Below are 18,064 nucleotides of genomic sequence, written 5' to 3'. Positions count from 1 at the left end.
ACAAAAGCAGGATCAAAAGATCGCAGCCTCGTTGCACTCGACAGCTCCTACACAGATCTGAGGTGGGTTTGGGAGGTGTAGATCGGGTCGATATCCCCGCATCCGGGCAAACCCCCACCCGTGGGCTATAACCCTATAGGACGTATCGGGAAGTCGCCGCCATGAACATGCAGTCGAAATCGCTTCCGGTTGAGGAGGGCACGCTACGCTTGGGTTCGCGCAAGCAACCGTTCAACCTGCTGCGCTGGTTTTCGCTGATCAGCATGGCCGTGATCGGCACCGTGGCCATCGCACTGGGCGCGGTTTCAACGCGTTTCGTGATCGAAGAAAGCGTGCAGCGCGATGCCTTGCTCACCGCGCAGTTCATCCAGGCCATCGCTTCGGCCGAGGTGCGTCACGTTTCCATTCCCAATATCCGGACGATGGGTGAATTGCTCGACCCGCGCCAGGACAAGGATTTTCCGGATGTCGACCCACAGGCTCGGGCAGGGGCGCGGGGCGAATTTCTCGATCATATCGAGCACCTGCCGGACGTGATCCTCGCCAACATTTACGCGCCGGATCGCCAAGTGATCTGGTCGACCAATCCCGCGCTTATCGGCACCAGCATTCATGCCGATGAAGATCTCGATCGCTCCTTCAACGAAAAGATTCCGGTCTCCGCCAGTTACCACGACGTCGACAAGGCCCGGGAGGAACAGAAGTTCGTCATCCCGCCGGATTACATCTTTATCGAAAACTACATTCCGCTGTTCGACGCCGAGGGCAAGAACGTCACGGCGATGGTCGAAATCTACAAGGAACCCAAAGACCTGATCGCGCGCATGGAACGTGGGCTGACGCTGATCTGGCTGGCCACCGCGCTAGGCGGCGGGCTGATTTATCTGGGTTTGTACTGGATCGTGCGGCGCGCGGCGATTCTGCTCACCGCCCAGCAAAAACAACTGATCGCCAATGAGACCTTTGTTGCCCTCGGCGAGATGTCCTCAGCTGTTGCGCATAGCCTGCGCAACCCGTTGGCGACGATCCGTTCCAGTGCAGAACTGGCGCTGGAGTTCGATGCCGGCCCGGCAGAAAAGAACATCAAGGACATCATCGGCCAGGTCGACCGCATGTCGAAATGGGTGCGCGAGCTGCTGCAGTCCCTGCGCCCGCTCAACGATGATCCGGAGCCAGTGAACCTGGTGGCGGCGTTGCACGAAAGCCTCGTTGCGTTTGAACAGCAGATCGCCAAGGCCGGCGTGCAAGTGGTGTTTCATCCGCAGCACACGCCGATGGTGCTCAGTCAGCCGGTACAACTGACGCAGATCCTCAACAGCCTGCTGGCCAACGCCCTGGAGGCGATGGACAAGGGCGGCACATTGACTGTCAGCCTGGAACCGAGTGATGACCGTGGTGTGTGCGTGGTACTCAGTGACACGGGTAAAGGCATGAACGAAGAACAACGGACCATGGCGTTTCGGCCGTTTTTTACCACCAAGTCTGGCGGCCTCGGTGTCGGTCTGGTGCTGGTCAAACGCATCATGGAACGCTTCGGCGGCGGCGTGACCCTCGACAGCCGCGAAGGTGAGGGCACCACCGTTCGTCTGGCGTTTCAGCTTGTGCCGTAAATCGGCAAAACTTCTCTGAACTTCCCCCGCTAGTGGGTGTCAAGCCCCGGTCACCGGGGAGTGGGGAAACCCGTAGATCTTCCAAGTCCCTGTTACAACTGGAAATAATTTATTGGCGCACTAGTTGCAAAACACCATCACCCCTTCCTTGATGAGGCGGCTGGTGATGGACAGAACAACGCGTAACCCAAGCAATACCTTTCTGCTGACGCCCCTGAGTGTCTTTCTGATGTTGACCCTCGGCACCATGGCCGGCGTTCGCGCCAGTCCGATCGATGACGAGCGACAGCCAGAAACCTCCGATCCGTCGGCGTACTACGACGAGCCGGCAGACGAACCGACGGCGCTCAACGCCATCCTGACCATGCCCGAGGCCAACGAAGACTCCTTCGACTTGCCCGACGGCGTCAAAGGCACCCGTGCCGAAACGCGCATCGAAAACGTCTTGCCGCCGTCCGTGCAGACCAGTTTCAACTACCCTACCAACGGCAAACCGAGCCCGCTGTATGGCGCGCAGCCGTTCACCCAGCAGTTGACCCTGTTCGAAGAGTTCGGCCCGGAAAAGCTCGACCCGACCACTCCCGCCGCGCCGCTGCCATTTCCACCGGCGGCGATTGGCCCGGCACCGGCTCAGGACCCGAACAACGTCGCCCGCAGCGCGCCACCCGGCACCGCCCTTGATGCGTTCCTGCGGCAACCGGGGCTGACGCCATTCCCCAGCCAATTCTCTAACGTGGTCGACCGTAACCCGTGGCAGGCGCAGATCGAAGTGTTCCTCAATCGCCACATCGGCTCGTCCGCTGAAGGCCGGCCACCAGGAAAAGGCTGGGCACACCAGCGCTGGAACGAGTTCTACCCACAGGTCGCCTATAAAACCGCGCAGACCGGCGCGCGCCTCAATGGTGGCCTGCGTGACAGCGTGCAAATGCACCATTACGCGGTGGGCGAATTCGGCCCCGGCGGCCTTTACCACAACGTCGCGGGTGTACCGCTGACTGACGGTACTGCGAAAGGCGTCGACCCGCGTTTCCACCCGGCGATGCCGGCGCAAAACCACAACTCGGTGTGGACCTTCGACGGCACGTTACCGCCAAAACTGTTGATGGTGCGCTATGGCCAACCGGTGATGATGCGCCACTACAACGGCTTGCCAATCGACCCGTCGGCCAACCGTGGTTTTGGCCTGCACACCATCAGCACCCACGAGCACAACGGCCACGCGCCAGCGGAAAGCGACGGCTATGCCAACGCCTTCTTCTTTCCGGGGCAGTTCTATGACTATCGCTGGCCGATCCAGCTCGCCGGTTACGACAGCATCAACACCAAGGCTGAAGACCCGCGCGCAGCGTTCCCCTGCGCCCCCGGCGAAACCCTGTGGGTCAACGATCTCGCACCGGCGAAAAAGACCTGTGACAACGGCACCATCAAGATTCGGGGCGACTGGCGCGAAACCATGAGCACCCACTGGTTCCACGATCACATGCTCGATTTCACCGCGCAGAACGTCTACAAGGGCAACGCGGCGATGATGAACTACTACAGCGCGCTGGATCGCGGCAACGAGTCGGTGAACGACGGCGTCAACCTGCGTCTGCCCAGCGGCAGCGCCTTGCCGTGGGGCAACCGCGACTACGACGTCAATCTGGTGTTCGCTGACAAGGCCTGGGATCAGGAAGGCCAATTGTGGTTCAACCCGTTCAACACCGACGGCTTCCTCGGTGACCAGGTGCTGGTCAACTGGCAGTGGAAACCGACCCTCGACGTGCGCGCGCGCAGTTATCGCTTCCGCATCCTCAACGGCTCGGTGTCGCGCTACTTCAAACTGGCGCTGGTGCGCGAAATCAAAGGCAGCGGTGGTGAATTTCAGGGGCCGAAAAACTCTGGCCTAACCTACAGCCGCGTGCCGTTCCACATGATCGCCAACGACGGCAACATCATGGAGCACAGCGTACCGTTCGACGGCAGCATGGACCTCGACGCCGATGGCGATAAACAGAACCACAACGCGATCCTGCCGACCCAGGGCATCGCCGAGCGCTTCGATATCATCGTCAACTTCTCGAAAAACGGTATCAAGCCGGGGGACAAGTTGTTCTTCGTCAACCTGCAGGCCCACGACGACGGCAAGGGACCCAAAGAGGTCATTCCGTTGGGCGACATCCTGTCGGAGAAATACCTGGCGGTGATCAAGCAGACCAGCAAGGGGCCGCAATGGGACAGAGGCGATCCGGCGGTGGGCAAGGTCTTGCAGCTCAACGTCAAGGCTTACACCGGTCAGGATCTGGCGATGAACCCAGCTGCGTACGAACCGGCAAAACCGGGCAAGGCTGAAGGGCTGGTGATGATCCCGCTGAAGCTCCACCGCGACAACGCCGCCGACAAGGCACTGCTGGCCAAGGCCCGCCACCGCACCTTCACCTTCGGCCGTTCCGACGGCACCGATGAAGCGCCGTGGACGGTCAAGACTGACGGCGGCTTCGGCTTCCACATGGACCCACGCCGGCTCAATGCCTCGACCCAATTGTCCAGCGGCCCGACCGACGCCGGTGTCACCGGGTTCGGTACGCTGGAAGTGTGGAAGATCAAGGCTGGCGGCACGGGCTGGAGCCATCCGGTGCACGTGCACTTCGAGGAGGGGATCATCCTCAGTCGCGGCGGCAAGGCCCCGCCAGAGTGGGAAAAGTGGGCGCGCAAAGACGTCTATCGGATTGGTTCTGAAGCGGATGGTCTGGACAACGTCGAGATGGCGATCAACTTCCGCGAGTTCGCCGGGACCTACATGGAGCACTGCCACAACACTCAGCATGAGGACAACTCGATGCTGCTGCGCTGGGACCTGGAAAAACCCGGTCAGCTGCAACTGATGCCCACCCCATTGCCGAGCTGGGACGGTGTGCGCTACGTCAACTCGGCCGCGCTGCCTACCTTCCGCAGCGGCGACGGTATGGGCCCACAAGTGGTGGTCAAGCCATGAACCGTCGCCACGGTGACAGCCAACCCGTGCATACCCCGCGCTCCCGGGCGCTGGGCATGCACCTGGTGCTGCTGCTGGTCGCCTGTGTGCTCGGCAGCCGCGTGCTGCTGGCACATCAGGCCAGCGTCGGCGAACCACCTGCGGCCAGTGAATCCGCCACCCCGTGGGGTGGCGACTATTTCCCCAACACCTTGCTGACCGATCAGGACGGTCAGCAGGTGCATTTCTTCGATGACCTGATCAAAGACAAAGTGGTGGTGATCAACTTCATCTTCACTTCGTGCAGCGACTCCTGCCCCTTGGAAACCGCGCGCCTGCGCCAGGTGCAAAAACTGCTTGGTGATCGGGTTGGCCAGGACATCTTTTTCTACTCGATCAGCATCGATCCGCTCAGTGATACGCCCGAAGTGCTCAAGGCCTATGCGCAGCGCTTCAAGGTCGGCCCGGGCTGGAAATTTCTCACTGGCGAATTCGCCGATGTCACTGACTTGCGCAAGAAGCTCGGGCTGTTCATCGAAGGCGTCGACAACGGTCGCAACAAGGATCACAACCTCAGCCTGATCGTCGGCAACCAGACCACCGGGCGCTGGATGAAAGCTTCGCCGTTCGAAAACCCGTGGATCCTCGCCGATCAACTGGCCAACACCTTGCAGAACTGGAAGCAGCCGAGCATCGAAGAAAGCTACGCCAATGCCCCGGACATTCGTCCGCCGAGCAATGGCGAAGAACTCTTCCGCACGCGCTGCGCCTCCTGCCACAGCCTCGGCCCAATGGATGGCCAGGGCCTTGGCATGCGCAGCATCGGCCCTGACCTGATCGGCGTGACCCGTCACCGTGATCCGAAGTGGCTGAATCGCTGGATCCGCGAGCCGGATCGCCTGCTCGCGGAAAAAGACCCGATTGCCTTGCAACTCTACGAACAATTCGAGCGAATCCCGATGCCCAACCTGCGCCTCGACGAGGCATCTGCGCAGTCGATCATCGATTTCCTCAGTGACGAAACCGAGCGCCAGCAACCGCCCACCACGGCCGTGGCCGACGGTGCTTTGACGCCAGTAAAACCGGGCGATCGAGCCGCGACGGTGAGTCAGATGCGGTAGCGGCGAAATAGCATCATTGAACCGTGTGTCGCGGTCAGAGCCACCTACACTGATGGCTGTAACTGGCTCGATACAAAACCTCCAGGACACTCCCATGCAGCGACTGGAAGCACAAACAACCTCTGCGCCGGACACGCCGGCGGCAATGGGCAAAAGTTGGCGCGAACAGTTCAATCTGCTGCGCTGGTTCTCGCTCGCGAGCTTTTTCATCATCGCCGCCGTGGCCGTGGGGCTGGGGTACATCTCGACGCGCTTCGTGGTCACCGAAAGCGTCGAGCGCGACGCCTTGCTGACCGCACAATTCGTCCAGGCCATCGGCTCGGCAGAAATACGCCACGCTGGCATCAGCCCGGCGCGGACCATGGGCGAAATGCTTGACCCGCGCCAGGACAATAACTTTCCCGATGTCGATCCGGGCGCCCATGCGGCGGCCCGCGCCGAGTTTCTCGACCATGTCGAACACCTGCCCGACGTTCTTCTGGCCACGGTTTATGCGCTGGACCGCACGGTGATCTGGTCGACCAATCCCGAGCTGATCGGGGTCAAATTCGAAGATGACGACGAACTCGACGAGTCGTTCGAGATGAAAGTCGCGGTGTCTTCCAGTTATCACAAGATCGACGATGAGAAACCCGAGCAGCAGTTACTGCGCGAACCGAAGTATTTGTTCATCGAGAACTACATCCCGATGTTCAACGCCGACAAGAGCAAAGTCGTTGCCATGGTCGAAATCTACAAGGAGCCGGCGGATCTGGTCGACCGCATCGACCGTGGATTTGCCTCGATCTGGGCCGCTACGTGTTTCGGCGGTGCGGCGATCTTTCTGGCGTTGTTCTGGATCGTCCGCCGCGCCGCGAAGTTGCTGCAGAGCCAGCAGCAACAACTGATCAGCAACGAAACTTTTGTTGCCCTCGGCGAGATGTCATCGGCGGTCGCGCACAGCCTGCGCAATCCATTGGCGACCATTCGTTCCAGCGCCGAACTGGCCCAGGAAATTGCCAGCCCCGGTGCGCAGCGCAACATCGGCGACATCATCAGCCAGGTCGATCGCATGTCGCGCTGGGTGCGCGAGTTGCTGGTGTCGCTGCGGCCGATGAATGACGACGGCGAGGCGGTGGACCTGGTCATGGCGGTCGAAGACACCGTTGGCGCCTTCGAAGCATTGATCAAGCGCTGCAACGTCGAAGTGCGCTTCACACCGCAGAATTGCGCGCCGGTCGTCAGCCAGAAGGTGTTGCTCACGCAAATACTTAATAGCCTGTTTGCCAACGCCCTCGAAGCCATGCCCAAGGGCGGTGTGCTCAGCGTCGAATTCGAATCGCCGCAGCCCGACAGCGTGCGCCTGACCGTGAGTGACACCGGCAAGGGCATGAGCGCACAGCAGCAGTTGTTGGTGTTCAAACCGTTTTTCACCACCAAACAGGGCGGCCTCGGGGTTGGCCTGGCGTTGGTCAAAAGAATCATGGAGCGTTTCGCAGGTTCGGTCGTGCTGACCAGCCGCGAGCAGGAGGGAACCCGCGTCAGTCTCAACTTCAAAGTGGCATCGGGAGGGGAATATGGAACACAGCATTCTGCTGGTCGAGGATGACGAACTGCTGGCCGAGAATATTCAGACCTACCTGGAGCGCAAGGACTTCGAGGTGACCGTCTGCCATTCGGCCGAAGACGCGTTGGCGCAACTGGAAACCTTCATGCCCGACATTGTGCTGACCGACAACTCGCTGCCGGGCATGAGCGGTCACGACCTGATCCAGAAGCTGCGCATCAGCGCGCCGGATCTCAAAGTGATCATGATGACCGGCTACGGCAACGTCGAAGACGCCGTGGTGGCGATGAAGGAGGGCGCCTTTCATTACGTCACCAAACCGGTCGCGCTGACGGAGCTCAAACTGCTGCTCGACAAGGCCCTGGCCACCGAAAGGATGGAGCGCACGCTGTCGTTCTATCAGGAACGTGAAGCGCAGAAATCCGGGGTGCAGGCGCTGATCGGCGACTCGGCGCCGATGCAGTATTTGAAGAACACTATCGGCCAGTTGCTCGATGCCGAGCGACGCATGGCCAACACCGATCTGCCCCCGGTTTTGGTGGAAGGCGAGACCGGCACCGGCAAAGAGTTGGTGGCCCGCGCGTTGCACTTCGACGGTCCGCGTAGCAAAGGGCCGTTCATTGAATTCAACTGCGCGTCGATTCCATCGAATCTGGTCGAGTCAGAGCTGTTCGGCCATGAGAAGGGCGCATTCACCGATGCCAAGGATCGCCGGGTCGGGTTAGTGGAAGCAGCGGATGGCGGCACGCTGTTTCTCGATGAAATCGGCGAGATGGATCTGCTGTTGCAGGCGAAAATTTTGAAGTTGCTGGAGGACCGCACCATTCGCCGGGTTGGCTCGGTGAAGGAGCGCAAGGTCAACCTGCGGGTGATCAGCGCGACCAACTGCAACCTGGAGCAAATGGTGCAGCAGGGCAAATTCCGCCGTGATCTGTTTTTCCGCCTGCGGATCATTTCGATCAAAGTGCCACGCCTGTATGCCCGGGGCGACGATATTCTGTTGCTGGCGCGGCACTTCCTCGCCAGTCATGGCAAACGCTATGGCAAGCCAAATCTGCATTTCAGTCAGCAGGCCGAAGAGTTGTTGCTCAGTTACACCTGGCCGGGCAACGTGCGCGAACTGCGCAATATGCTCGAGCAGACCGTGTTGCTGGCGCCGAGCGACACGATTGCTGCGCATCAGCTCAACGTGTGCATGAGCCTGGTCGACGAGCCGCCGCTGCATATTCATGAAGCACCGATGCACTACGAACCGCGTCCGGCGAGCAACACCGAATCAATGAACCTGCCGGAAGTCGAGCGCGACATGGTGCGCAAGATGCTCGACAAGACCGACTGGAACGTCACCAAATCCGCGCGCCTGCTGGGCCTGAGCCGCGACATGCTGCGCTACCGCATCGAAAAACTCGGCCTCGCCCGGCCGGATAAACGGCAGTGGTAACCCCACCGCAAATCCCCTGTAGGAGTGAGCCTGCTCGCGATAGCGGTGTGTCAGTCGACCTTTTTATAGGCTGACACACCGCTATCGCGAGCAGGCTCACTCCTACAAGGGATCGGTGGTGCCGCAAATGTTGTGGGCAACCCGGATCAATGCTGCTGCCGACTCAAACACTCCAGCAAACAACCCGGATCCAGCACCTCGTCATTCACATAAATCCCGCGCTCGGCATCGTACGTGCGGATAAACACCCGTACCGTCGCATCCGCCACGGTCGGCAGTTGTGAATCGTAGAATTCATGGTCACCCGGAATCACCACAAAATCCTGCGGCGCCGTATCGTCGTAAGGCTTGGGCGGCGTGGAACTCAGTGAATACGGAGCAGGGTGAGCAAAGGGCTGGTTGGGCCCGTAATAATTGAAATTGCTGTCCAGCGCTTGCGCCTGAGTGGCAGCGAGCAGACAGCCGGTCAACAACAGCCGATCGAGCATATGCATGGCGGCACCTGCGAGTGCGGTTTTCCCCAAGGCTATTAACTATAGCTGCCCCACACGAAACCCATGTAGGAGCTGCCGAAGGCTACGATCTTTAAAAACAAGATCAAAAGATCGCAGCCTGCGGCAGCTCCTACACGAATTGGCTTACAAGTTTGCAACAACCGCAATTGAAGAGCTGATCTAGACTCGGATCCGCTCAATCACGAGCATCGTCCGGAGTGCGCCATGGAAGTGCCCAACAATAAAACCGCCATCGAGAGCAATCGACAGGCGTGGAACGATTCCGCCCGCCATCATCAGGATTCGCCTGACTGGCAGGCCTTGCTCGGCGAGGTCGCACAGGCGGATTTCTCCTGCCTCGATGAGACCCTGAGTGGGTTGCTGGATGTCGACGGCAAAGATGTGATTCAACTGGGTTGCAACAATGGCCGTGAGAGTCTGTCGCTGTTTGCGCTCGGTGCCAGAAGCGTGGTCGGTGTCGATCAGTCGGCGGCGTTTCTCGAACAGGCGCGTGAGCTGAACAAGCGTTCACCGCACAACGCTGAATTCATCGAAAGCGATATCCATCATTTGCCAGCGTCCTTGCACAATCGTTTCGATGTGGCGCTGATCACCATTGGTGTTTTGAACTGGATGCCGGACATCGGCGAGTTCTTCCGCCACGTCGCCTCGACCCTGAAACCGGGCGGCAAACTGGTGATCTACGAAACCCATCCGTTTCTGGAAATGGTCGACCCGGATGGGGAAGATCCTTATCGCCTCGCCAGTTCGTACTTCCGCGCCGAGCCGTTTGTGCAGGAAGAACCGATTGTCTATGTCGGCAAGGTTGAGCAGCAGGCGGCGAAGTCGTATTGGTTTGTGCATAACCTTGGCGCCATTTTCAGCGCTGCCATTGCGGCGGGGCTGAATATTGCGCACTTCAAGGAATATGCGCATTCGAACCGGGAAGAGGTGTATGACCGGTATTTGAATCAGGAAGCGCAGATGCCGATGTGTTTTACCTTGGTCGCCACCAAGTCCTGATTGATCGGTGCGGCAACCGGCCTCATCGCGAGCAGGCTCACTCCTACATTTGAAATGCGTTCCCCTGTAGGAGTGAGCCTGCTCGCGATGACGGCATCACTGCCGCTAAACATTTCAGATGTGATTCAAGCCTGCGCCGCCGCACTCACCACCGGCCGCCCCGGTTTGCGCAGCGGTTCCAGACGCGAACCCTCATACCGCGTTTCGCGGAAAAACTTCCAGCGCCCGAACAGGCAGTAAACGTGCATCACGCGACCCTGCTCGTGGTAACCCATGCGCAGATGCAGCTTCAGCGCCGGAATATTGTGCGTCTCGCAGACATCCACCACCTTGTCGCAACCCTGCGCCGCCATCGCCTCCCACAGCGCCACCTGCACGTCCACCGACAGGCTGCTGCCGAAATACGCACGGGTCATCTCACCACCGAATTCAAAGAACTCGCCGGGCTTCACCGGAAAGGTGCAGCCGTAATAGTGACGGTCGTGATAATCACGAATGCTGCCCCAGATAAACGCGACGGCGTGGCCGTCGGCATCAAGGTACATGTGCCCGGTGTGTCCCTCAGTGGCCAGCTCGGCCATGGTCTGCACGCGGTCACCGAAATGCTTGCTGAACGCCACGGCATTCTCCGGTGTGATGTCGACTTTGCGCAGTCCGTCGTAAGGCCGCAGCTTGTGCGGCGGTACCGGGCTGACCAGGTCACGCTCCATCCACAACAGTTCCCAATGGAAGAACACGTAGCGTTTCCACAACGTGCCGAACGTGCGGCCGAAGCCTTTTTGCCGGATGCGCTCTTGTAGTTTTTCGATCACGCTCATGATGCCCTCCGTGGCCGCAGCCCGGGTGTGGTGGATGGTGCTTTTGTGGGTATAGATCACGCTGGCCAGTTAATTTCAAAGGGCCACTTTGGAAAGTATTTCAACGTGTGTATCTCAATCGAGTGCCGTCGCCCCGCGTAGAAAATCCTTGTTCACATCGGTATAGGAAACCCGCGGAACGCCCGTCAGCCGCTGCTCTAGCACAAGGCTCAATGACTCGTTCGGGTTGAGATAGGCGTCACCGAAATCAGCGCCGAGTTGCGTCGGGTGGACGACGATTTCCAGCACGCCGTCGGTCGGCGCGTTGCCGTTGCGCAGGTCGATCGGCGTGCACACATAGTCGGCGGTAACGCCGGCCAGACTCTGCAAACGCCAATTGAGCAGTCCCTTGAACACACGCTTGGGCAGATTGAGGTTCTGCCCCAGGTTGCGCGCCAGCCGAATCGGTACACCTTGATGCGCGGCAAACCGCGCGACGATCTCGCCGATCGGCCAGATGTTGTGCACGTGCTGGTGAGAATCGATGTGGCTGGGACGCATGCCGTGATCGACGCAGCGCTGCCACTGCGCCTGCAATTCTTCGCGTACCGCCTCGCGATCCTCGCGGCCCAGCCAGAAGCTGTGGCGCGGCAGGCTGAGGTCAAACACGCCGAAGTCATCGCAAAAGGTGCGACGCGCCAGAATCCCCTGGCTCAGTGGTCGTCCGTAAGTGAGGTTGAAGTGCAGCCCGACCCGACCTTGCAACGTCGGATGCCGCGCCATGGCACACGCCGCTTCGAACGCCGGCATGTTGGCCATGGCGGTGGCAGAACTGATGACCCCAGCCTGAAACGCGGCGAAGATCACCGAATTTTCGTTCGGACTAAGGCCGAAATCGTCAGCGTTGACTATGACTTGGCGAGGCATGTTCGCCCTCCGTGGTGATCGCGACAGGTTTCGGTGTGGGTTTCGCAGGCTCGGTACGACGGGCGCGCCAGGCTTGTACGTGCGGTTTGAGGCGATGCCACAGGCGCAGGCCCAGACCGAGCACCAGACCACTCGGCCGCCAGGAATAAAAACTCCAGCGCCAGTGCTCCAGTTGCCCAGTCATGCGTTCATGCAGTTGATGGCTGGAGTTTTCCAGGCTGACCCGCGAGGCGTCGATCCAGCGCCAGTTGTCGTCCAGCCCCCAGCGAATCCATTCCTCCAGCAACACCCGGCCGCTGCCCAGATCGGCGTATTGCGGCAGGAAGGCGAGGTTGTAATCGTAGAGCCGTCCTTGCTCCAGCAGACCGAGGCGATAACTGATGCAGCGGCCATTCAGTTCCAGTGTCACCACCCGCACCAGGCCCTGGCCGGCGAGGGCGGTGAAGGCGCGCTCGATCAGTTGGCGGCTGTGTTCGCTGGCGAAAATCCCCACGCCTTCGTCGCCTTTCCAGCTCACCGCTTCGACGTCGCTGATAACCTTTAACAGCGGGCCCATGCTCAACGCATCGGGCACGATGCGCCGCACTTCGGCACCGCACGCGGCGATCCGCTTGCGTGCCCGCCGCAGCTTGTAGCGCGGGTCGCCGGAGACTTCCTGATGATCGGCCTCGCTGATCAGATGCACCGGCACCCGACAACTCAGGCGTCGTTCAGCGGTGGGACTGCGCGCCATCCATTCGGTCAGCGCACTTTCCTCACCCGCAGGTTCGGACAATTCATTGAGTTGCAGCAACGCGTGGGGCAGCCGTTGGCGAATCAACAGCAAGGCCTTGCGCATGTCTTCATGGCCAAGCAAAGACAACAGCGCCAAACGATCGGCCAGTGGATACCCCAAGTGATGCACGACCCGGAACGGCAGGCCGGCAAAGCGCTCGCGACTCGCCACCAATGGCAGGCACAGACGCAATTCGTCCGCTTCCCACCCCAACAGAATGTGCAAACGCTCATCCGCGCCAAGGGCCTGCTCGGCCGCGCACAACCAACCGAGGTGGTTGAACGGCGTGTGATCCGTCACCCGCAGGCGCAGCGCTTCATACGCTGCTTCCGGGAAATCGGCGGCGCACAGCGAAGTGCGCCATTCGAATCGCGTCACCATAGACTCAGGCCGCCGTGGCTGTTACGGGTGGACGGGACGGTTTGCGCAGCGCATCCAGACGCGAACCGCTGTAGCGGCTTTCGCGGTAGAAACGCCAGCGACCGAACAAGGTGTACACATTCATGATGCGGTTCTGCTCGGTGTAGCCCATGCGCAAGTGCAGCTTGAGCGCCGGGATGTTGTGGAATTCGCAGACGTCGACAACCTTGTCGCAACCCTGTGCAGCCATGGCTTTCCACAGCTCCAGTTGCAGATCCACCGACAACTCGCTGCCCCAGTAGGCGCGAGTCAGTTCACCGCCGAACTCGAAGAACTCGCCGGGTTTCACCGGAAACATGCAACCGTAATAGTGCCGGTCGAAATAGTCCCGCGAACTGCCCCAGATAAACGCCACGGCATCGCCCTGATCGTCCAGGTGCATGTGCCCGGTGTGACCTTCTTTGGCCAGCTCCGCCATGGTGCCGACGCGGTCGCCGAAGTAGCGCGCGAAGGCGCTGGCGTTGTCCGCCGTGATCTTCACCACCCGCAGCGGCGGGTACGGTTTGAGGTTGTGCGGCGGCACCGGGCTGACCAGATCGCGCTCCATCCACAGCAGTTCCTGATGGGAAAAGATGTAGTGTTTCCACGCTTTTTTGACGGTAGCAGTGAGTCCTTTCTGCCGCAGGTGTTCAGTCAGTTTGCTTAGCATGTTCATGGTCTTGGCTCCTGATGACGAGGCATCGCGCGGCCACAGGCTTGCGCGGCTGAACATCAACGGACGGTTCATGAAGCGCTCCAGCCGAGGGCGAACAGGGTTTGCCCCGGCAGCTCGAAACGCACACGCCCGTCCTGGCAGGTAAACGGCGCGTCGCGACTGCGATTGTCAGCACCGAAGTAGCGCAGGGCGCCGTTGTTCAGCGGACACTTGGCGCCGGCCAGGTCTACACGTTGCAGCCGAGTGCCTTTATTTACCCCGAGCAAGACGCGCTGATCGTCGTCGGCCATCGCCAGCACATCGACTTCAAAGGCATCGTTTTCCAGCCACAGCACCTGATGCAGCCAGTGTTGGGCTATGAATTGCTGGGCCAGGCCTACCGGCTTCAGCTCGAAGTGTTGTTCATCGGCCGAGACACGCAGCATGCCCTTGGGGTACTGCGGCTCATCGGCGGCCTGGAACCAGTTGAGCATCGTCAACAAGCCATCCTGCGACGCGTTGATCACCACCGACGCCCACCACAGCGAGGTGTAGTGGGTTTCCTGATCATAAGGGCTGAGGCTGGAGCCGCTGGACAGATTGGTCTGGTCGAGCAACAAGGCTTTGCGCGGCTGGCCTTTGCCATCGAGGCCAACCAATTCGGCCGCGCGGCGCACGCTGTCGCGATAGACACGCGTGGCGAGCAGGTCGCGGATCATCCATTCGTGCCACGCTAGTGCATCGACCTGATCGCCGGATTCGCTGAGCAGACGCCGCGCCCAGTCGATGCCACGTTTGTCTGCCGCATTATTGGCAAATGGCCCGTTGACCAGCCGCGAACTGGCCGGCATGGCGATGCGCACGCCGGCCTTGGCATTGGCCGGATCGCTGCGCACCTGCCGCGCCATGCTGGTGAAAATCGCCTGATACTGCGCATAACTGGAGTAGTTGAGGTTCGGCTCGTCGGCAAAACCGATGTAGTGGGTGCCCTTGCCACCCAGCGCTCGGGTGCTGGCTAACCACGCATCAAGTCCGCCGTTGCTTTGCACATCGGCGCGCAAGTCAGCCTGGCGCTGACTGCCGGCGAGCAAGGTGATGTCCTGCCTGATACCGAAGCGCTTCTGATACACCTGACGGAACGCATCTTCGAACTGCGGATTTTTCGCCGTCACGTCGACAAAACTGTAGTAACTCGCCGCCGTCGGTTTCAGCGCATCGAGCGCGGCGTGACTGGCGGGTGGCGGCATCACGTAGGGCAGGGCGATGCCCAGGTCCGGCGTACGTCCGAGGACTTTGTCGTGCAAGACCAGATGCGTCTGACCGGCGTCTTCACGCAGCGCTTTCAGTTGCTGCGGGTTCTGCGCGAACAGGTTGGCCGTGCCATCCAGCCAGAACGCCGCTTTGCCGCTGCCTTGCAGACGCAAGCGCCAGACTTGCTCGCGCTCGCTGACGGGCAGGGCAACCTGATCGAACTGCCAGTAGGCGCGATAGGGTTTCAGCGCCAGCGTCAGTTGCTGCTCAGCGCCGACCCGCTGTGCCTGCAACCCGCTGACACCTCCGTGAAACTTGCCCGCCAGCACCGCGTGTTCACCCGGCGCGACCTTGAAATACAATTCGTCGCCATTGCGGGTGTCGACGCTGAAATGCACTTTCGCCGGGGCGAACAGCGCGACCGTGTGCTCGTCATGTTCGACGCGATAATTGCGGAAGCTGTAGCCGGGAATTTCCAGCCGATAACTCGCCGCGCCGGGCAGCAGCGGCCAGCTTTGACTGCCACGAATTTCACTGGCCTTTATAAAACGATCACCTGCCAGTTTGCCCTGGCCATCGAGCAAATACAGATGCTCTTCATTGGCATCGGCCTGCCACGCCGGCGTCCAGCGCACGGTCAGCGTGTCCGGACGATCGGTTTGCAGATACAGGCTGCCGTCACGAATCTCGGCCCAGCGCATCGACGTCGCGAAGGCGTCCAGCGACAGGCCGAGACCGAGCAGCAGGGCCAGGCCTTTCATGCGGTTTTCCGGCGTTGCAACATCAGCCACATCGGTGTGACGTCGCGCGGCAGGATGATCAGGGTTTGCCAGAACGGCACGTCGCTCAAACGGCAGTAAAGCACCAGCATTGCCACGGTCACCGCCAGGTAGGCAATCGACGAAGCCGCCGCCGCGCCGACGATGCCGTAAGCCGGAATCAGCACCAGATTCAGCGCCAGATTGAGCAGGGCACCGAGGCCCATCAGCAACGACACCGTGCCGGGACGATTCTTGCCCAAGAGGTCCAGGCGCAGAATGCTCGCGTAGCACAGACCCAACAGCCCCGGCAGCAAGGCGAGCAGCGCCGGATACGCTGGTTGGTACGCCGCACCAAACAAGGTGACGATCAGCCATTCGCCAATCACCGCCATGGTCAGGCACGCGCCGAGCATCACCGTGGCGGTCAGGCGCAGGGCCAGCGGCGTGACCTTGTCCATGCCTTCGTCTTGCTGCAGCAGGCGTTTCATCAGTGGCGTGGTGACTGCTTCCGGAACGATCAGCAGGAGTTCGGCGGCGGCGCTGGCCATGGCGTAGTGGCCGAGGGCGGTGCTGCCGAGCAGGGCGCCGATAAACAGGTAATCCGAACGCAGGATCACTTGCTGGAACAACAGATCCGGATGGCTGCGCGCGCTGTAGCGCAGCAGTTCGTTCTGGCTGGCGCGGTCCCATTGCAGTTGCAACGGTTGTGCGCGTTTGAGCCAGACCCAACCGACCAGCACTACCAGACTGATGCCGGCCAGCCAACTGATCAGCGCCGCTTCCAGGGCCGCGCTTTGCCACATCCAGAACAGCGCGAGAAACAGCAACAGCGGCGCCAGCGACTCGACCAGGCGCAAGGCATTGAACGCGACCACGCCACCGGAGGCGTTGTGCAACGTCAGCAAACCGCTTTTCAGCACGGTCAGCGGCACTGCCAGCAACAACAGCCAAGCGAGCAAACCGAGCTGCATCGTCACATCCAGCTCGGTGCCAAACTCACGCACCAAAGCCACCACCAGCAAGGTCAGCAACGCCGCGAGCAAACAGCCGAACACCAACACCTGACTCAGCAACAAACCCATCGGCCGCTGCTTGGCGGCCTGATAACCCACCGCCGAATTCAAGCCGCCACTGGTGGCGGCGCTGATCAGATCCGGCAGCGTGCTGAGCAACGCAAACAGCCCGCGCTCGCTCGGCCCGAGAATCCGCGCCAGCAACACATTGCGCAGCAAACGCAAGGCGATCATCGCCAGTTTGGTGCCCATGCTCAGCGCCAGATGCTTGAGGTAATTGCTTCGGCTCATGGCCGCGCCCCGCGAAAAATCCGCCACGACAGCAGTTGCGGATTACGCGCGGTGCGCTGGCTGACGCCGAAACGCGGCAGGTTCAGCGGATCGCCTTCGCCGCGATAAATGCCGGTGCCGGTGCCGAGGGCGAACGGGTAATCGTGATTGGCAATCTGTTCGCGCACGCGCTCATCGTTGTCGCCATTGGGGTAGCAATACACCGGCAACGGCCGGTTGCAGCCGTTGTGCAACGCATCGCGGCTGCGGCTGATTTCTTCGCTCAGGCGCACATCGTCGAGACCGGTGAGGATGGCGTGACTGGCGCCGTGCGGACCGAAACGCACCAGCCCGGACGCCTCCAGCGCGCGCACCTGATGCCAGTCCAGCGCTTGCGGTTGCGACTCCTGCGGGCATTCATCGGTCAGGCGCTCCAGCTCCTGCGGGTCAATCGATTTCAGCCCTTGCAGGTAATGCAGCAGCGCGAGGCTGCGACGGTCGACGTCGATGTCATCCAGCAGCACTGGCAGAGGGTGATGCAGGGCGTGCAGGCATTCGATCAGATGCATCCGTGCCTTGTCGCCATGGCTGCCCCAGAGGGTTTCGCCAAGGCTTTCCCACCAGAAGCGCTGACGGCTGCCGATGAAATCGGTGGAGAGAAAAATGCTCGCCGGCACCTGATGTTTTTGCAGCAGCGGGAAGGCGTTGACCGCGTTGTCGCGCCAGCCGTCATCGAAGGTCAATGCCACCCTTGGACGTTCGGTACGCAGTGAGTTGGGCTGAAGGATTTCCATCAGCGGCACGCAATCGAAATGCTTGCGCAGCCACACCAGCAAATGCTCGAAAGCTTTCGGCCCGACGCACAGTTCGTTGCGGTGCGGCAGATCGGCTGCGCGGTCGTTCGACAGCACCCGGTGCAGCATCAGGATTACCCCGGCGCCGTGCAATTGGTTACGGCCCATGGACGAGTTGAGATAGAGCCAGCCACTGGTGCGTTTGAGTAATTGTTTGATCGCCATGGCTTCGGT

14 protein-coding genes are annotated in these 18,064 nt (G+C 60.7%); 6 read left to right on the top strand and 8 right to left on the bottom strand.

What is annotated here, in order from left to right:
• The first annotated feature begins 161 nt into the window (after positions 1 to 161).
• From H8F23_RS13335 to H8F23_RS13315, 5 genes are all read left to right on the top strand, one after another.
• Positions 162 to 1,610, top strand: a complete 1,449-nt coding sequence (locus tag H8F23_RS13335; RefSeq protein ID WP_194934680.1) for a sensor histidine kinase — start codon at positions 162 to 164, stop codon at positions 1,608 to 1,610.
• Between the two features lie 166 nt (positions 1,611 to 1,776).
• Entirely contained in the window at positions 1,777 to 4,584 is a 2,808-nt protein-coding gene (locus tag H8F23_RS13330; RefSeq protein ID WP_194934679.1) for a multicopper oxidase domain-containing protein, read from the top strand.
• Complete coding sequence (locus H8F23_RS13325; RefSeq protein ID WP_194934678.1) at positions 4,581 to 5,684, top strand: SCO family protein; 1,104 nt, start codon at positions 4,581 to 4,583, stop codon at positions 5,682 to 5,684. The genes H8F23_RS13330 and H8F23_RS13325 overlap by 4 nt, the downstream gene beginning before the upstream one ends.
• Positions 5,685 to 5,778: 94 nt before the next feature.
• A complete protein-coding gene (locus H8F23_RS13320; RefSeq protein ID WP_194934677.1) occupies positions 5,779 to 7,272 on the top strand; it encodes a sensor histidine kinase in 1,494 nt (497 codons plus the stop codon).
• Positions 7,241 to 8,671, top strand: coding sequence for a sigma-54-dependent transcriptional regulator (locus H8F23_RS13315; RefSeq protein ID WP_093439195.1), 1,431 nt, complete (start codon positions 7,241 to 7,243; stop codon positions 8,669 to 8,671). Before H8F23_RS13320 ends, H8F23_RS13315 begins: the two co-directional genes overlap by 32 nt.
• 146 nt (positions 8,672 to 8,817) lie before the next feature.
• Here the strand turns inward: H8F23_RS13315 and H8F23_RS13310 are convergent, their stop codons facing one another.
• A complete protein-coding gene (locus H8F23_RS13310; protein ID WP_093439192.1) occupies positions 8,818 to 9,165 on the bottom strand; it encodes a hypothetical protein in 348 nt (115 codons plus the stop codon).
• A 225-nt stretch (positions 9,166 to 9,390) separates the two neighbouring features.
• Here H8F23_RS13310 and H8F23_RS13305 point away from each other — a divergent pair, with 225 nt between their 5' ends.
• A complete protein-coding gene (locus tag H8F23_RS13305) occupies positions 9,391 to 10,188 on the top strand; it encodes a class I SAM-dependent methyltransferase (RefSeq protein ID WP_194934676.1) in 798 nt (265 codons plus the stop codon).
• A 125-nt stretch (positions 10,189 to 10,313) separates the two neighbouring features.
• On the opposite strand, the gene H8F23_RS13300 is transcribed toward H8F23_RS13305, so the two are convergent.
• From H8F23_RS13300 to H8F23_RS13270, 7 genes are all read right to left on the bottom strand, one after another.
• Positions 10,314 to 11,006, bottom strand: a complete 693-nt coding sequence (locus H8F23_RS13300; protein ID WP_194934675.1) for a GNAT family N-acetyltransferase — start codon at positions 11,004 to 11,006, stop codon at positions 10,314 to 10,316.
• A gap of 114 nt (positions 11,007 to 11,120) precedes the next feature.
• Positions 11,121 to 11,912, bottom strand: coding sequence for a ChbG/HpnK family deacetylase (locus tag H8F23_RS13295; protein ID WP_194934674.1), 792 nt, complete (start codon positions 11,910 to 11,912; stop codon positions 11,121 to 11,123).
• On the bottom strand, positions 11,884 to 13,068 hold the full coding sequence (locus H8F23_RS13290) for a GNAT family N-acetyltransferase (protein WP_194934673.1): 1,185 nt from the start codon (positions 13,066 to 13,068) through the stop codon (positions 11,884 to 11,886). The genes H8F23_RS13295 and H8F23_RS13290 overlap by 29 nt, the downstream gene beginning before the upstream one ends.
• Before the next feature lie 4 nt (positions 13,069 to 13,072).
• The gene (locus H8F23_RS13285; protein WP_194934785.1) at positions 13,073 to 13,762 is read right to left on the bottom strand and encodes a GNAT family N-acetyltransferase; all 690 of its coding nucleotides are present in this window, start codon (positions 13,760 to 13,762) and stop codon (positions 13,073 to 13,075) included.
• Positions 13,763 to 13,830: 68 nt separating this feature from the next.
• Complete coding sequence (locus tag H8F23_RS13280; RefSeq protein WP_194934672.1) at positions 13,831 to 15,753, bottom strand: hypothetical protein; 1,923 nt, start codon at positions 15,751 to 15,753, stop codon at positions 13,831 to 13,833.
• Positions 15,750 to 17,057 carry a lipopolysaccharide biosynthesis protein gene (locus H8F23_RS13275; protein WP_093439482.1) on the bottom strand — a complete coding sequence of 436 codons (1,308 nt, stop codon included), beginning with the start codon at positions 17,055 to 17,057 and terminating at the stop codon, positions 15,750 to 15,752. Before H8F23_RS13275 ends, H8F23_RS13280 begins: the two co-directional genes overlap by 4 nt.
• Positions 17,054 to 18,055, bottom strand: a complete 1,002-nt coding sequence (locus H8F23_RS13270; protein ID WP_194934671.1) for a polysaccharide deacetylase family protein — start codon at positions 18,053 to 18,055, stop codon at positions 17,054 to 17,056. The genes H8F23_RS13275 and H8F23_RS13270 overlap by 4 nt, the downstream gene beginning before the upstream one ends.
• Between the last annotated feature and the right edge of the window lie 9 nt (positions 18,056 to 18,064).

This window comes from Pseudomonas neuropathica (assembly GCF_015461835.1).
In the GTDB taxonomy this organism is placed as follows: Bacteria; Pseudomonadota; Gammaproteobacteria; order Pseudomonadales; family Pseudomonadaceae; genus Aquipseudomonas; species Aquipseudomonas neuropathica.
This window is presented reverse-complemented; position numbering and strand designations above follow the sequence as displayed.

Coding starts and splice junctions, on each gene's coding strand:
- H8F23_RS13310 (WP_093439192.1), bottom strand. CDS start 9,165: ATGCATATGCTCGATCGGCTGTTGTTGACCGGCTGTCTGCTCGCTGCC.
- H8F23_RS13275 (WP_093439482.1), bottom strand. CDS start 17,057: ATGAGCCGAAGCAATTACCTCAAGCATCTGGCGCTGAGCATGGGCACC.
- H8F23_RS13300 (WP_194934675.1), bottom strand. CDS start 11,006: ATGAGCGTGATCGAAAAACTACAAGAGCGCATCCGGCAAAAAGGCTTC.
- H8F23_RS13280 (WP_194934672.1), bottom strand. CDS start 15,753: ATGAAAGGCCTGGCCCTGCTGCTCGGTCTCGGCCTGTCGCTGGACGCC.
- H8F23_RS13335 (WP_194934680.1), top strand. CDS start 162: ATGAACATGCAGTCGAAATCGCTTCCGGTTGAGGAGGGCACGCTACGC.
- H8F23_RS13295 (WP_194934674.1), bottom strand. CDS start 11,912: ATGCCTCGCCAAGTCATAGTCAACGCTGACGATTTCGGCCTTAGTCCG.
- H8F23_RS13315 (WP_093439195.1), top strand. CDS start 7,241: ATGGAACACAGCATTCTGCTGGTCGAGGATGACGAACTGCTGGCCGAG.
- H8F23_RS13290 (WP_194934673.1), bottom strand. CDS start 13,068: ATGGTGACGCGATTCGAATGGCGCACTTCGCTGTGCGCCGCCGATTTC.
- H8F23_RS13325 (WP_194934678.1), top strand. CDS start 4,581: ATGAACCGTCGCCACGGTGACAGCCAACCCGTGCATACCCCGCGCTCC.
- H8F23_RS13330 (WP_194934679.1), top strand. CDS start 1,777: ATGGACAGAACAACGCGTAACCCAAGCAATACCTTTCTGCTGACGCCC.
- H8F23_RS13320 (WP_194934677.1), top strand. CDS start 5,779: ATGCAGCGACTGGAAGCACAAACAACCTCTGCGCCGGACACGCCGGCG.
- H8F23_RS13285 (WP_194934785.1), bottom strand. CDS start 13,762: ATGAACATGCTAAGCAAACTGACTGAACACCTGCGGCAGAAAGGACTC.
- H8F23_RS13305 (WP_194934676.1), top strand. CDS start 9,391: ATGGAAGTGCCCAACAATAAAACCGCCATCGAGAGCAATCGACAGGCG.
- H8F23_RS13270 (WP_194934671.1), bottom strand. CDS start 18,055: ATGGCGATCAAACAATTACTCAAACGCACCAGTGGCTGGCTCTATCTC.